Here is a 14,332-nt window from a genome sequence, read left to right as displayed (position 1 = left end):
GTTCTTATTCCTGTTATATCGCTACTTTTGTTCGTTTTTTGGATATGGTGTATCGATAGACCAGCAGAGTCAATATCACGATCATCGCACATAACATATATGTGGTTTCATACCCCCAATGCGCTATAAAAATACCCATCATTACAGACCCGACTGCCAAACCAAGATCGAACAAGGTAAAGAAGGTTGAGATGGCATGCCCCATACGTTGTTTCTCCACAGCCTGAATCGCCAGAGTTTGCAGGCATGGGAAAAGTGAACCATAGCCAATCCCAATAAAAACAGCAGAGAGCCACAACATCCATTGATTATTGACTAAAGTCACCAGCACCAGACCTAAGGCAAAAAAGATTAATGATGGATAGATCACGGCGTCCGGACCTTTATTGTCATAAAACTTACCGACCCAAGGACGTACCAGCAACATGGAGAACGCGAAGACAATAAAGAACAGGCTGACATAGGCCAGCAGTTGCTTGGTTTCTGCAAAGACCGTAATAAAGCTGGTAATACTGGAATAAGCAAATGCAGTAAGTAGCGCTACAAAACTCACAGCCAGGACTTTCGTTTCGATAATATCCTGCAAGCTTAATCGCGATTTTTCTGCAGTTTTTACTTTCGCTTGAGGCAGCTCTCGAATATTCAAGATTAAACTGAAGATCAATCCCAGACTGATCAGGACGGCGAGAATGCCAAACAGCATCTGAAAGCTGGTGAACTGAATCGTAGTTAAGGCAATCAGCGGACCAAATACTACGCCCAGATTGGTCGACATGACGAAATAGCCCATACCTTCCCCTTTACGCTGATCCGGAATAAAGTCATTGGCTACCGGTACGGTCACCGTAGTCAAAATACTGAACCAGATGCCATGCAGAAAACGCACGATCAGTAGTGAACTCATGCTATCAATCAGCAGATAACTAAAGGCAAACAGCGCAAATAGGAGTCCTGCCCCACGCATCGCCAGTTTCTTGCCCAATTTCTCAATAATCAAACCTGAAAAAGGGCGAATGGCAATAGAAGATACCAAAAATAAGGTCAGTGCCAAGCCCGCTTCTTTGACCGTTCCCCCCAGATCTGTGGTGATATAGATCGGTAAAATCGCGATCAGGGCAAAATAATAGGTAAACAGAAATAAATTATTCAGTACGCACAAAATAAATGAGCGATTCCATAAGGGAGCTGTCGTGCTAGACATAAAAACCAACTATATACAGAAAATTCTAAAATCAGGCCTGAGGTCTTGCAGGCTGTAGGTTCAGTGCAACCAGCGCGCGGATATAGTTTTCATCCGGCATTTTGTTAAAAAAGATAATCTGGTAGTGAATCGGCCCGTACAAACAGTCCAGCATCAATTCAAAATTATAGTCCGCACAGATTTCTCCACGCTCAATCGCTTGCTGGATCAAGCCGCGCATTTGTTCTCGACGCGGTAGCAGATACTGGGTGAAAAATTCCCCTGCAAGTTCACGATGATTAGCCATCACCACCAGTAATGCCCGTCCTACCGGATGATCCAGTGCCTGAGATAACCGTATTAATTGCTGTACCAAGTTATCTTCCAAAGACCTGGAAAAATCCAGATCAAAAATAGACGCGGTATGTGCTCTGAAGGTATCCAGAACCAGTTCAGACTTATGTTTCCACCAGCGGTAAATGGTGGACTTACCCACCCCCGCCCGTGCAGCGACATCCTCAATGGTGAGCTGATGATATTCATATTCAGTCAGTGCTTCTGCCACCGCCTGCAAAATACATTTCTGGCGACGTGAGCTTTTTTCTTCCAGTGTCATATAATCTGTCAAAAAACGAAACGATACGTATCGTTTCATATTAGATGATTCATAAGGTTATGACCAGTCCGTATGAAAAGCACAGGCCAAAAAAAGACCTCTAATTTGAGGTCTTTTTTCACTTTATAGAAATTAGCTGTGGGCTGTTTTCTTATAAATACTGCAAGAAGGATGATGATTTTCTTGCAGTCTAGCAATCTTACGCTGTTCAGCTGCTTCAAAACGGCAACGTTTCCAGTCATTATCCAGATTCAGTGGTGGAATATGTTGCGGTTTACCATTTTCATCGACTGCCACCATAGTAAAGTAGCAGCTGTTGGTATGACGCACAGTACGTTTCTGGATATTCTGCGCCTCTACACGGATCCCGATTTCCATCGAAGTACGGCCCACATGGTTCACACTCGCCAGGAAAGTCACCAATTCACCCACGTGAATAGGTTCTTTAAAATTCACTTTATCCACGGACAGCGTAACCACATAACTGCCTGAATAGCGGCTCGCACAGGCATAAGCAACCTGATCCAGCAATTTCAGAATGGTACCACCGTGGACATTTCCTGAAAAATTCGCCATGTCTGGCGTCATAAGAACAGTCATTGTTAATTCTGACTGATCGTCTGAAGCTGGTGCAATTTGATCTAATGGGGCCATCGCTTTCTTTGAACTCTTTGAATGACAATGATATAAGCACATTATTATATCGTTTTTACTACTAATTAAATGTTCTATTCGGCAAAAAATCCATCATTATTATTTATATGAAAAATGATTTCATACAGAAATAAATATAATAGAAGCCGCTTGAATGATATTCCATCGAACCTGTATTTCAGAAAATCATTATTCATTTATTATTTTCATGATGAATAATCTGTATATAGATTGAATTAAGAATTTATCCAGACTGTTTTCATAACCTCTCATAGATAAATTCTTCTACTCATCCTTTAGTCAGCACTGAGTCTTAACATTTCCTGAGCGACATTTTGATAACTCAATACTTGCTGACCGTCGAGCTGTGTTTCTACGGTATAAGTGCCATCCTGATGTGTAGCAGTTACTTTAAAGATGTATTGCTCAAACTGAGCCAGTTTGACCTGCTGCCCGACTTCAAGATTATTCATATGTCATCCTAGATTTGATCTTATCTGTTTTCATCAATTGCATTCTGACATGACTGATTGAATTTTCAAACAATTGATAAACTTAAGTATATAAATGACCATATAAAATTCTAAAAATATATACTTTAATAATATATTAATTCTAGTAATTTATTTAAATTTCAGCAGCTTATATTTTTAAGGCTGATTGTTTTTTATTAATATATACTTAATAACACTTAGCTCATATTTTCTATAGATTGATATTTTCTTATAAGTAATTCTTATTATTTTTTTGAATATATGAATTAAAAAACCCTCATTTATTACAAATAAGGGTTTTAATTGAATAGCTGCTTTAGAGATTATTTTTCACGGGCCAGTAACTGTGGAATCTGATGTCCCTTTGCATAATCATATTTCTGATATACCTGTTCAATTTCAAGCAATTTCCCCCGTGCCGCTTCAATACCCGCTTCCATAGTCATGGTTCTGCCACGCACATCAAAAATATGTCCTTTCTCACGCAAGTCTGGCTGGATCACTACATCCGCATGTTTTAATTCTTCAAAGGCAAGCCGCTTCTGCATGATGTTGATGTTCTGATTAAACAAGCCCCAGACATTGGTCGTTTCGGTATGAATCGGCTGCGCCAGAATATCGATGGCGATGACAATATCTGCACCCAGTTCACGAGCGACATCTACGGGTACGGGACTAACCAAACCACCATCCACATATTCCTTTTCTTCAATCATGGTGGGAATGAACATACTTGGAATCGCGACCGATGCACGTACCGCCTGACCGGTATTACCATAATTAAATACGACTTTCTTGCCTTCTTTCAGGTCTGTCGCCACCACAAACATGGGGATCTTCAGGTCCTGTAAAGGAACATTATCTACCTGCAAGTTGACATAGTCTTCGACTTTTTTGCCATCAAAGAAGCCTTTTAGATCGATTCTGAAATCACGAACATCATTGGCTTTCATGCTCAGCGCAATATTGCGCAGCTCAATCGCAGGTTTGCCACTGGCATAAATAGAACCAACAATACTGCCAGCACTGGTTCCCACAATCATGTCCGGCTGAATGCCTGCCTGCTCCAGTACCTCAATCGCGCCAATATGCGCATAACCACGAGCACCACCACTGCCTAAAACCAGCGCAACCACAGGACGCTGCTCGGTCGTTTTAATCTTCAGAAAATCGATTTGATTCGGACGTGCTTGTGCTGTGCTGTACTGCATTTGCTTGGATTGAATACCTGTCTTCACTGCCATCACTCGCTGATCAGGCATGCTCTGACAGCCGTTCAAAAACAGCCCCAGCATGATGAAGCTCAACCCATAGTTCCGCATACAGCACTTATCCTCATTTTAATAGCTGCATAGTGTATAAACACCATGTTAAATTAACTGTTGAATTTCGTAAATTTGTCATACAGTTTGAATAACTTATAGCTATTTAAACCTGTATTACCATGCAGTCACCTACCCTTTATCAGATTTTCCTGACTTTCTTCAAGCTTGGATGTACCGCATTTGGCGGACCTGCTGCACATCTGGTATTTTTTCACCATAAGATGGTCGGTCAATTGAACTGGTTGAATGATGCCCAATATCAACAACTGGTGGCATTGGCCCAATTACTGCCAGGACCCAGTAGCAGTCAGGTCGGCATCGGCATCGGCTATATGCAACGAGGTTATAGCGGTGCCTTAATGGCCTGGCTAGGTTTTACTTTGCCATCTGCACTGTTAATGACTTTAGTTGCCCTGCTCGGACAACGCTACTTTCATATTTTAAACTCACATAGCTTTCATGTGATCCAGCTTATTGTGTTTGCAGTGGTCAGCTGGGCATTCTGGCAAATGTTGCGTAGCTTCTGTAAATCCTGGTGGCAATATAGTCTAATGATCGCTGCCACAATCTTTCTGGCTGTCGTCCCACTCAGCTTTAACCAGATCCTGGTGATTCTACTGGCTGGCTTGATCAGTATTGCGATGAGCAAGTTTCAAAGTCAAGCACTGTTACAATCGACACCAGTGAAAAATGCCACTATAGACACCCCCTATATTCAGAAAAATCATGCAATTTACTGGTTTATCGCCTTTTTACTGTCCTTTATAAGTATCCCCTTTCTGGTTCAGTACCTGCACTGGTCTGAACTCGGTTTCTTTGCCGATTTCTATCGAACAGGTTCTTTGGTCTTTGGTGGTGGACATGTCATTTTGCCCCTGCTTCATCAGGACTTTGTCAGCACCCAGCTGGTCAGTGCACAGGCTTTTGACCTAGGTTATGCTTTTGCCCAGTTGATGCCTGGTCCGCTGTTCAGTTTTGCTAGTTATCTTGGTGCTTTATTGGACTGGACGGATCAGCTCTGGCTCAATGCCCTACTGGCGACTATTGCTATCTTCCTGCCCTCATTCTTGCTGATTTTTGCAAGCTTACCTTACTGGTCCTGGCTGATGCAGCAAGCTGTGATCCGTCATGCAGTGGCAGGGATTAATGCAGCAGTGGTCGGACTGTTACTTTATCTGGTCCTGCAACTTGGACAAAGTTACCTGAAAGACTGGGAAGATGTGGTATTTGTAATCGTGATGATTTACCTGCTACGGTCAAAACTTCCACTCTGGTTCAGCCTGATCGCAGGCTTCGCAGTCTATTATAGCTATCTCAGTTTTTTATAAACTGGAGCCATAAAAAAGCCCCGAATGATTCGGGGCTTTTTCAACAGGGTTTTACCAGATATCGGATTTGACCTTGTCTTTAAACTTCGGATGTTGATCCAGTTTAAACACTGGCTCTTTCACCCCACGCTTTAACTGACCGGTATAGTCTTTCAGAAGCATCAGGATAAATGGCATCAATAATAGAATCGCAATCAGGTTAATACTTGCCATCACGCCCATGAACAGATCTGCCATGTTCCAGATCAGTGGTACGCTCGCAATCGAACCGAAATACACCATGAATAGCACCAGAATACGGAAGATCATCATCACACCTGGATTGTTATTGATGAACTGTACATTCCCTTCTGCATAGGCATAGTTCCCGATAATGGAGGAGTATGCAAACAGGAATAGAATCAATGCCAGGAAGTCATCCCCCCAGGCACCGATCTGGCTTTCTAGTGCCATCTGGGTCAGGGTTACGCCTTCAAATCCGGCATTTTCATACAGTCCAGACACCAGAATAATGATCGCAGTACATGAACACACCACAAAGGTATCTACAAATACACCGAGCATCTGTACCAGGCCCTGATTCACCGGATGTTTTACATCCGATGCAGCAGCAGCATTCGGCGCAGAACCCATCCCTGCTTCATTGGAAAACAGGCCACGCTTGATACCCATCATCATCGCCATAGAAATCATGGCCCCGAAGAAACCGCCTGCAGCAGCTTCAAACTCAAACGCTTTAGTGAAGATCAGCTGGAAGATAGATGGCAGCATATCGTAATTGATCACAGCAATATAAAGCGCCACAATCAGATAGAGAAGTGCCATAAATGGCACAAAGCTTTCAGCAACTTTTGCAATCCGCTTGATGCCACCGAAAATGATCACCGCAGTAATCAAGACCAGAAATAGACCTAACCATGAAACCTCAAGCTCAAAACCACCCAATGGTAAGTTCAGATTCGCCTGATCCCAGCCCCAGGCATGTGAAGTTGCCCCAATAATTGCATTGGCCTGCACCGCATTAAAGACAAAGCCGTACGTCAAAATCAGCGCGATAGCAAAGAGGATACCCAGCCATTTCTGTTTCAGACCTTGCGTAATGTAATACGCTGGTCCACCACGGAACTGCTTGTTCTGAGTATCACGAATCTTGAACAGCTGTGCCAATGAAGATTCAACAAATGCCGAACTCATCCCCAGAAAAGCGGTAAACCACATCCAGAACACGGCACCTGGACCACCAATGGCAATGGCAATCGCAACACCAGCAACGTTACCTACACCTACACGACTGGCCAAACCCGTTACAAAAGCCTGAAATGGTGTGATCCCATGCTCATCCTTGGTTTCATTCCGGCTGCGTTTCATGACTTTCATACTGTGCCAGAACAGACGAATCTGTACGGCCCCAGTCATGATGGTATACAGAATACCCACTGCCACTAGGAAGACGACCAGAAAATCCCAAAGTGGACCATTTAGGGCATTGACCCAACCCAGCAGGGTTTCATTGAGCTGTTCATTCATATTCAATCCTTTCTATCCGTCTTAGATTTATTGTTATGACTCTGCATATCTATCCTTATACAAAGAATTTCAGAATTACCTGAATCACAGTGGCATTGATCAAGTCTACGAAGAACGCACCACAGAGCGGTACAATCAGGAAAGCTTTATGTGATGCGCCGTACATATTGGTAATGGCCTGCATGTTTGCAACCGCCGTCGGTGTTGCCCCCATACCGAAACCACAGTGACCCGCAGCCAGGACAGCCGCATCATAGTTTTTACCCATAACACGGAAGGTTATGAATGCTGCGTACAGTGCCATGGTAATAGTCTGTGCACCGAGGATCACCATCAGTGGGCCCGCAAGGTCGGCTAATTGCCATAATTTCAGAGATAACAATGCCATCGCCAGGTAAAGTGATAATGAAGCATTACCAAATACATCAATCGCGCGGTCAAAGACCTTAACCTTAAACACACCTTCAAGCACGTTACGCAGGATCACACCACCTGCCAGTGCCCAAACGAAGGTTGGCAGTTCAAATGCAGTACCTTTACTGAAACCGGTCATAAATTCTGCAAATGCCAGACAGCCTGCAAACAGACCCAGTGTAGTAATTGCATTATCTGCGGTAATCAGGCGTACGCGGTGTGGATATTCAAATGGAATATATTCAGTTGAATTCACATCTAGCGGAGTATTATCACGTTTTTCAACCTGAGCCGCAGTACGAGGCGTGGCTAATTCATAGCGGTTAATCAGCATTTTCGCCAAAGGACCACCGATGATACCGCCAATGATCAGACCAAAAGTTGCACTGGCCATACCAATCACCAGGGCACCCTGGATACCATGTTGCGTTTCCAGAATCTCGCCCCATGCACCTGCCGTACCGTGACCGCCAGTGAGTGTAATTGAGCCTGCAATCAGACCGATCAGTGGATCAATACCCAACAGGCTAGCCAATGTCATACCGACAGTGTTCTGTACTATGATGAACACTGAAACTGCGATCAGGAAGATCACCAGACCAATACCACCTTCACGCAGCTTGGCAAAGTTTGCACTCAAACCAATCGATGCGAAGAAGATCAGCATAAAACTGGTCTGCAATTCTGCGCTTGTGGTAATACTGTAACCCCACAAGCTATGGATGATCAGGGAGATAATCGCTGCAACTAGACCACCTGCAACAGGTTCTGGAATGTTATAGCGCTTTAAAAAATCGATTTTATTGACCAGGAAACGACCGAGCAATAAGACAATCACTGCAGCAATCAAGGTATAAAATGCGTTAAAAGTAAAATCCATAATTATTTGCCCAAGATGATTCTGAATTTTTGTTGTTCTAAAAGTAATCTTTTGACCTAAGTTTAGTGGATGATATCCACCTCCCTACCCTATATCAGTCAACACGGACAGTAATCTCTTTTAGAAAAACAAAACAATTCAGCACCTGATTCAAATTCGTTAATGCAATCTGGCAGATTACATATAACCCTAAGACCATCTTAAAAATACAATGTGCGAAATCTTGAGGCTGTTAAACAGTCGGTTCTGCATCGGAAGATGAGATAAAAGCTTCATCATCCTGCAGGATCTCGAAGCACAATATTTTTAAATTCATTCCAAACCCACAGATACGCTACAGAAATACCGCGATAACCACAGTTTTTATATTTACGATCCGTTCAGAATGTTTAGAATGAACCTTCAGATGAAAAGTCGGACATTATGCGGTGTCTTAATGCACTGTATTATTGTTTTTTATTAACAATAGTTTGACTTTTCATAAAAATAATTCATAAATAGATAATTTTTTGATCTATCTTTCCTTATTTTAAAGTTTTAACAATTCATTATAAATACCGCATATTTAATGGAGATTCATTGAAGCTTCGATCTATTTTATTAGGATTATTGTAGTCTATATTGCTTATACAACATTTTTATGAAAGTTTTATTTATCTTAATCACAAGATATTTAAGAAAAAATTAATTTATAGATAGCTAATATTGGATTTAGCCGAGAATAAGAGGTGCAGCTGCATGTTTTAGAGATATGAAGTATTGATCAATTCCTAAAAACCAATATTTTTAGTTTAGCCTTTGTTCATAGATGAACTTACTTCATCGCATCAGTTAATATCATTTGTTTAGTTTATAGTCAGAACTTATCATCAAGGAAATAACAATTCATATGGATCAAACAATCGTCAATGCTGTGGATCAAACCATCACTTCCCGCCATTCAGTTCGTGCTTTTCTGAATACGCCTGTAGATCAAAATACCTTGAAAGATATTTTAACGGTTGCCAGCCGCGCACCTTCCGGTACCAATACCCAGCCCTGGAAAGTCTATGTACTTACAGGTAAAAAACGCGATGAACTGGTCGAGAAAGTATGTCAGGCACAAATGAAAATTTATCAGAATCCAAAACTGGCTGAGCAATACAAAGAAACTTTCTCTTATTATCCTGAACAATGGCTTTCACCTTTTATTGACCGTCGCCGTGAAAATGGCTGGGGACTGTATGGCTTGCTGAATATTCAGAAAGGCGAAAAAGAGAAAATGGCACGCCAGCAGTTGCGTAATTTCCAACTGTTTGATGCTCCAGTGGGTTTATTTTTTACTGTACACAAATCATTAGGCATTGGCTCGAAAATGGATATTTCCATGATGATCCAGAATGTGATGCTGGCAGCTAAAGCACGTGGATTAGATACTTGCCCGCAGGCAGCCTGGAACCATTTTCATCCTATTGTGCTAGACGTGGTGGGCGCCCCCGAAGATGAAGAACTGGTCTGCGGCATGGCACTCGGCTATGCAGATCCGGACGATATTGTAAATACTTTTATTACGCCACGTGTGCCAATTGAGGACTTTGCTGTCTTTTTAAATGACTAATCGCCTGAACTTGTAAGCTTATCTTGGGCAGTTATGCCGTCCCTACGTTTAATCCCCTTTAGGTGACGGCAGTTGCAGACGGTAAATGGTCGCTGCCGCAATCCCAACAAAGATCGCCATTACCAGCGCCATATTAAATAAAGCATTCCACCACATAAAGTTCAGCAGAATCCCGCCAAGCAGACCACAGAAAAACTGCATACTGCCCATAATGGCACTGGCAGTTCCGGCACGTGCACCTTGCTCAGACATCGCAATCGCCATGGCATTTGGTCCAGTAAAACCAATGGATGCCACCACCATAAACATAGCAATAATGACCAGAATTAGAGATTCAGTCTCAATTATTCCCAACACCAACAAAGCAATTACGCCACCAAGTTGTAAGGTCGTTCCAATTCTTAAACGACTTAAAATCCCAAACCGATGTGCCAGCTTTTTATTCAAGGTGGAAAACAGCATAATCCCGACCGCATTACCACCAAAGACATAAGCAAACTGCTGCTCACTTAAATGAAAATGATCCATCAGAATCGCTGAAGATGAGGTGATATAACAGAACAGGACTGCACTGGAAAAACAACCAGCAAACATTGGCTTCCTAAAACTTTCATCCTGAAAAATTGCCTGATACAGGCTCATGACCTGGGTAAAATTCAGTTGTAAACGGCGTTCTGGCTCCAGGGTTTCTTTAAAGAAAAAATGTACGCATGCCAGAATCACCAGACCAAACAGCATCAGCAATACAAAAATCATATTCCATTCAAATACCAGCAATACCCAGGCTCCCATACTCGGCGCTAGAATTGGAGCAATCGTACTGACAATCATCATGCTGGCAAAAGCCTGAGCTGCTGAATGCATATCCAGGCGATCACGGATCGCAGCGCGGGCAATTACCACACCGACACATCCCCCTAGGGCTTGCAGCACCCGTGCGGCAATTAGACTCCATTCATTCTGGGCAAATACACAGAGCAGACTTGCCACTACATATAAGGCTAAACCAAAGTACAATGGTGGTTTACGTCCGATACGGTCACTAACCGGACCATAGACCAGCTGCCCGATCGCCAGACCCAGAAAATAGGCGGGCAAACTGTTTGCCACCTGTTGGGTAGTGACACCAAAATCATCAGCCATTTGTGGCAATGCCGACAGATACATATCAATAGAAAGCGGGCCAAGTGCCGTGAGGGATGCCAGTAATATGATCCAGGACATGGCATAGTTTTTATTGGTCGTTGTTGTCGACATAATGATATTTAGAATTTAAATGTGCGCTGTGCAGACAAGTTTACACAGGGCATAGTATGATTTGTGAAGCAAATTTACTTATTTTTATTGCTAAATTTTCACACACTTATTAAGTCTTTATCTAAAGACAGTGGTATAGAAGGACAAACCTTGAAATCCTGGCTCACTCGTTTCAAGCAAACCACCGGCAATACGACCTTTATGTATAATCTGCGGATGATCATTGCCTTTGCAGGAACTGCCTTTGTGCCTTATCTGATGGGTCAGCAGTTAATGACCATTCCACTGACCTTGGGCGTGGTGGCAGCAGGTTTAAGCGATATTGACGACCGCTTCTCGGTCCGGATTCTGAATCTCCTCTATACCTATATTGGCTTCTTTATTACAGCCTCTGCCGTTTATCTGTTATTTCCGTACCCGATCCTGTTTGCCTTGGCACTCATCGTGTCCTGTATTGGCTTAATTCTGCTCGGCTCGCTGGGACGGCGTTATGCTACGATTTCATATGGCTGTCTAGTGATCTCAGTCTATTCCATGCTCGGGGTGGAACTGTTTGATAACTGGTACACCCAGGCAGGTCTGCTGGTTATCGGTGCCATGTGGTATGGCCTGTTATCTACAATCAGTTTCCTGCTGTTCCCTGCCCGTCTGGCACAAGACAATCTGGCCAAGTGCTATTCGTCGCTCGGTAACTTTCTTTATGCCAAATCGAATCTATTTGATGTTGATATGACATCGAGTAGTTATCAGCAAAGCATGATTGAACTTTCACTTGAAAATGGCAAATTAATTGCGATTTTTAATGATATGAAAGCTGCTTTACTGACCCGACTCAAGGGAGATCGAGGACAGAAAGACACCCGTCGCAGCCTGCAATATTATTTTATTGCCCAAGACATTCATGAGCGGGCGGACTCAGCGCATATTGATTATCAGAAACTGGCAAAGATTTTTGAGCATAGTGATATTCTGTTCCGCTTTCAGCGCATTTTGTCGATTCAGGGCAAAGCCTGTAAGGACCTGAGCGAAAGTATCCTTCAGCGCAAAACCTACCAGCATAATTCGCGTTTTAAACATGCCTTTAAGAACCTGCGCTATTCGCTGGATAAGTTACGTCAGGAACAGCAGTATGATGAAGTCTGGATCAATGCACTGTTTTCCCTGTATCAAAACTTAAAGTCGATTGATGCTCAGTTACGTAATCTGGAAACCGAACGCAATATTAAGTTTGAGCGTGCCAAACATATTGAAAACCAGCTCAAAGATGACGACTTAAAAGGCTGGGAAGATATCCGGATCCGGATCAAACAGCATCTGACCCCGGAATCCGTGCTGTTTCGTCATGCGGTGCGTTTGTCGATTGTACTGCTGATTTCTTATATCTTTGTACAGCTGACCAATATCGAATATGGATACTGGATTCTGCTGACTGCCCTGTTCGTGAGTCAGCCCAACTTTAACGCCACCAAGCGCCGCTTACGTCTGCGGATAGTCGGCACACTGATTGGGATTAGCCTGGGCTTTGCCGTTCTGTATTTTGTCCCTTCAATCGAAGGTCAATTACTGCTTCTGATTCTGAGTGGCGTGCTGTTCTTTGAATTACGCAGTAAGCAGTATGCGCAAGCTACAGCCTTCATCACCATTCTGGCTTTGATCAACTTTAACCTGGATGGTATGGGTTTTTCCGCAGCATTGCCGCGGATGATTGATACCCTCATTGGCTGTGCGATTGCCTGGTTCGGGGTGAGCTTTATCTTCCCGGACTGGAAGTTCCGCCGTCTGCCGCGTTCAATCAAACGTTCTTTAAATGCTGAGGTCGATTATCTTAGTGAAGTGATTGAACAGTATAAAACTGGGCGTAACAATGGTCTGCGTTACCGGATCGTGCGTCGCGCTGCACATAATACCGATGCTGAAGTTGCCTCCCTGATCTCGACCTTGGCGACTGAGCCCGATTTTGATCCTTTGCAAAAGAGTCAGGCTTTCGAATTCCTGTGTCTGAATCATACCCTGATCAGCTATATTGCTGCGCTGGGTGCGCATCGTGAGAAAATCGAAGATCAGGAAATTTTGAGCCTGCTAGATCAAGCACTTGAAGACATTCGTGGTGCATTGCTGGCCGATGAAGTGCCCGATCTCAGTGCACAGAATATGATCCACAATATTCGTCAACGCCTGTCACACCAGCAGGATGAAGACCAGAAATCCCTGATCATTTTGCAGCAACTGTCCTTAATGTTCAGTATCTTGAATCAACTCAGTCAGTTAAAGCAAAGTTTAAGCCATGAACGTGATGAACAGGCAACCGAATTAGCCTCATTATAATTTGACTGATTTTGGAACAATATACTCACTGAATTGGTACAAATAATGCTAAACTTTTTGCAGTTTTAAATTTGTAAATTTCACTATGACCGCGAAAAATTTATACGCCTATACCCTACAGCCTGTGAACTATGAAGTGACAGAACAGGAACAACGTCATGCTCAGCTAATGATCTGGCGCAGTACCAATAAAATTGGTATGAAAGCCTGGCTGATCATGGGTGCAGTTGTGGCACTTTCTATTCTGGGCATTATCATGCTCAAGAACTATTCTACGATTTTTTGCTGGGTGGCACTGGTGTGTGTCGTGCTGTACTACCTGATCCGTACTTTTGGTCTGGAATGGTATGTAAAGCGCAAGATGAACGAATTTCCAGTTCAGGAAATTAAAGGTATTCGTCTGGGTGTACAACCTCACGGGATCGTGATGCGTCAGAAAATGGGTCTACAAGAAGGTGTAGGTGCGATTGGCTGGAAAGACATCTATGAATGGTACAATACACCTGAATTCATGCTGGTTAATTTCAAAGTTAAAGGTCAGCAAGGTGCTTATATCCTGCCAAAACGCCTGGATAGCAAAAATTTCTCGTTCGAAACCATTCGCAAGCATTTACGTGAAGAAGTAGGCGAACCGAAAGAAATCTAATACGAATTTTCATTAAAAAAACCTCCTACCTGGGTACGGAGGTTTTTTTGTATTCATAACTGTAAACGATAATGAGAATAAATATTATC

Annotated in this window: 12 protein-coding genes; 4 read left to right on the top strand and 8 right to left on the bottom strand. The window is 43.0% G+C overall.

The genetic code is table 11. The annotated features are described in order from the left end of the window. Positions 1–13: 13 nt before the first annotated feature. From B3D47_RS07835 to B3D47_RS07815, 5 genes are all read right to left on the bottom strand, one after another. Positions 14–1,201 carry an MFS transporter gene (locus B3D47_RS07835; protein ID WP_163169317.1) on the bottom strand — a complete coding sequence of 396 codons (1,188 nt, stop codon included), beginning with the start codon at positions 1,199–1,201 and terminating at the stop codon, positions 14–16. 31 nt (positions 1,202–1,232) lie between these two features. After that, entirely contained in the window at positions 1,233–1,796 is a 564-nt protein-coding gene (locus B3D47_RS07830) for a TetR/AcrR family transcriptional regulator (protein ID WP_286861173.1), read from the bottom strand. Positions 1,797–1,928: 132 nt separating this feature from the next. After that, positions 1,929–2,450 carry an acyl-CoA thioesterase gene (locus tag B3D47_RS07825; RefSeq protein ID WP_004814807.1) on the bottom strand — a complete coding sequence of 174 codons (522 nt, stop codon included), beginning with the start codon at positions 2,448–2,450 and terminating at the stop codon, positions 1,929–1,931. A 296-nt stretch (positions 2,451–2,746) separates the two neighbouring features. Further along, positions 2,747–2,923 carry a hypothetical protein gene (locus tag B3D47_RS07820; RefSeq protein WP_004814805.1) on the bottom strand — a complete coding sequence of 59 codons (177 nt, stop codon included), beginning with the start codon at positions 2,921–2,923 and terminating at the stop codon, positions 2,747–2,749. A 344-nt stretch (positions 2,924–3,267) separates the two neighbouring features. After that, a complete protein-coding gene (locus B3D47_RS07815) occupies positions 3,268–4,266 on the bottom strand; it encodes a patatin-like phospholipase family protein (RefSeq protein WP_163169315.1) in 999 nt (332 codons plus the stop codon). Positions 4,267–4,388: 122 nt separating this feature from the next. Between B3D47_RS07815 and chrA the strand changes: the two genes are divergently transcribed. Continuing rightward, complete coding sequence (chrA, locus tag B3D47_RS07810; protein WP_286861166.1) at positions 4,389–5,597, top strand: chromate efflux transporter; 1,209 nt, start codon at positions 4,389–4,391, stop codon at positions 5,595–5,597. Positions 5,598–5,648: 51 nt separating this feature from the next. Here chrA and B3D47_RS07805 read toward each other — a convergent pair whose 3' ends face one another. Both B3D47_RS07805 and gltS read right to left on the bottom strand, forming a co-directional pair. After that, positions 5,649–7,124 (bottom strand): alanine/glycine:cation symporter family protein, encoded by a 1,476-nt coding sequence (locus tag B3D47_RS07805; RefSeq protein WP_163165254.1) that lies wholly within the window; start codon positions 7,122–7,124, stop codon positions 5,649–5,651. Positions 7,125–7,179: 55 nt separating this feature from the next. Next, complete coding sequence (gene gltS / locus B3D47_RS07800; RefSeq protein WP_004814795.1) at positions 7,180–8,418, bottom strand: sodium/glutamate symporter; 1,239 nt, start codon at positions 8,416–8,418, stop codon at positions 7,180–7,182. Between the two features lie 889 nt (positions 8,419–9,307). Between gltS and B3D47_RS07795 the strand changes: the two genes are divergently transcribed. Continuing rightward, complete coding sequence (locus tag B3D47_RS07795) at positions 9,308–10,015, top strand: nitroreductase (protein ID WP_286861163.1); 708 nt, start codon at positions 9,308–9,310, stop codon at positions 10,013–10,015. Between the two features lie 48 nt (positions 10,016–10,063). On the opposite strand, the gene B3D47_RS07790 is transcribed toward B3D47_RS07795, so the two are convergent. After that, the gene (locus tag B3D47_RS07790) at positions 10,064–11,272 is read right to left on the bottom strand and encodes a multidrug effflux MFS transporter (RefSeq protein ID WP_278363218.1); all 1,209 of its coding nucleotides are present in this window, start codon (positions 11,270–11,272) and stop codon (positions 10,064–10,066) included. A 150-nt stretch (positions 11,273–11,422) separates the two neighbouring features. Between B3D47_RS07790 and yccS the strand changes: the two genes are divergently transcribed. Continuing rightward, entirely contained in the window at positions 11,423–13,597 is a 2,175-nt protein-coding gene (yccS, locus tag B3D47_RS07785) for a YccS family putative transporter (protein ID WP_273798578.1), read from the top strand. A gap of 85 nt (positions 13,598–13,682) precedes the next feature. Beyond that, on the top strand, positions 13,683–14,243 hold the full coding sequence (locus B3D47_RS07780; RefSeq protein ID WP_004814787.1) for a YcxB family protein: 561 nt from the start codon (positions 13,683–13,685) through the stop codon (positions 14,241–14,243). Positions 14,244–14,332 lie beyond the last annotated feature (89 nt).

The sequence above is a fragment of the Acinetobacter sp. UBA3461 genome, from assembly GCF_002381195.1.
In the GTDB taxonomy this organism is placed as follows: domain Bacteria; phylum Pseudomonadota; class Gammaproteobacteria; order Pseudomonadales; family Moraxellaceae; genus Acinetobacter; species Acinetobacter schindleri.
The sequence above is the reverse complement of the archived record's forward strand: the minus strand, read 5'-3'. Positions and strand labels throughout refer to the sequence as shown.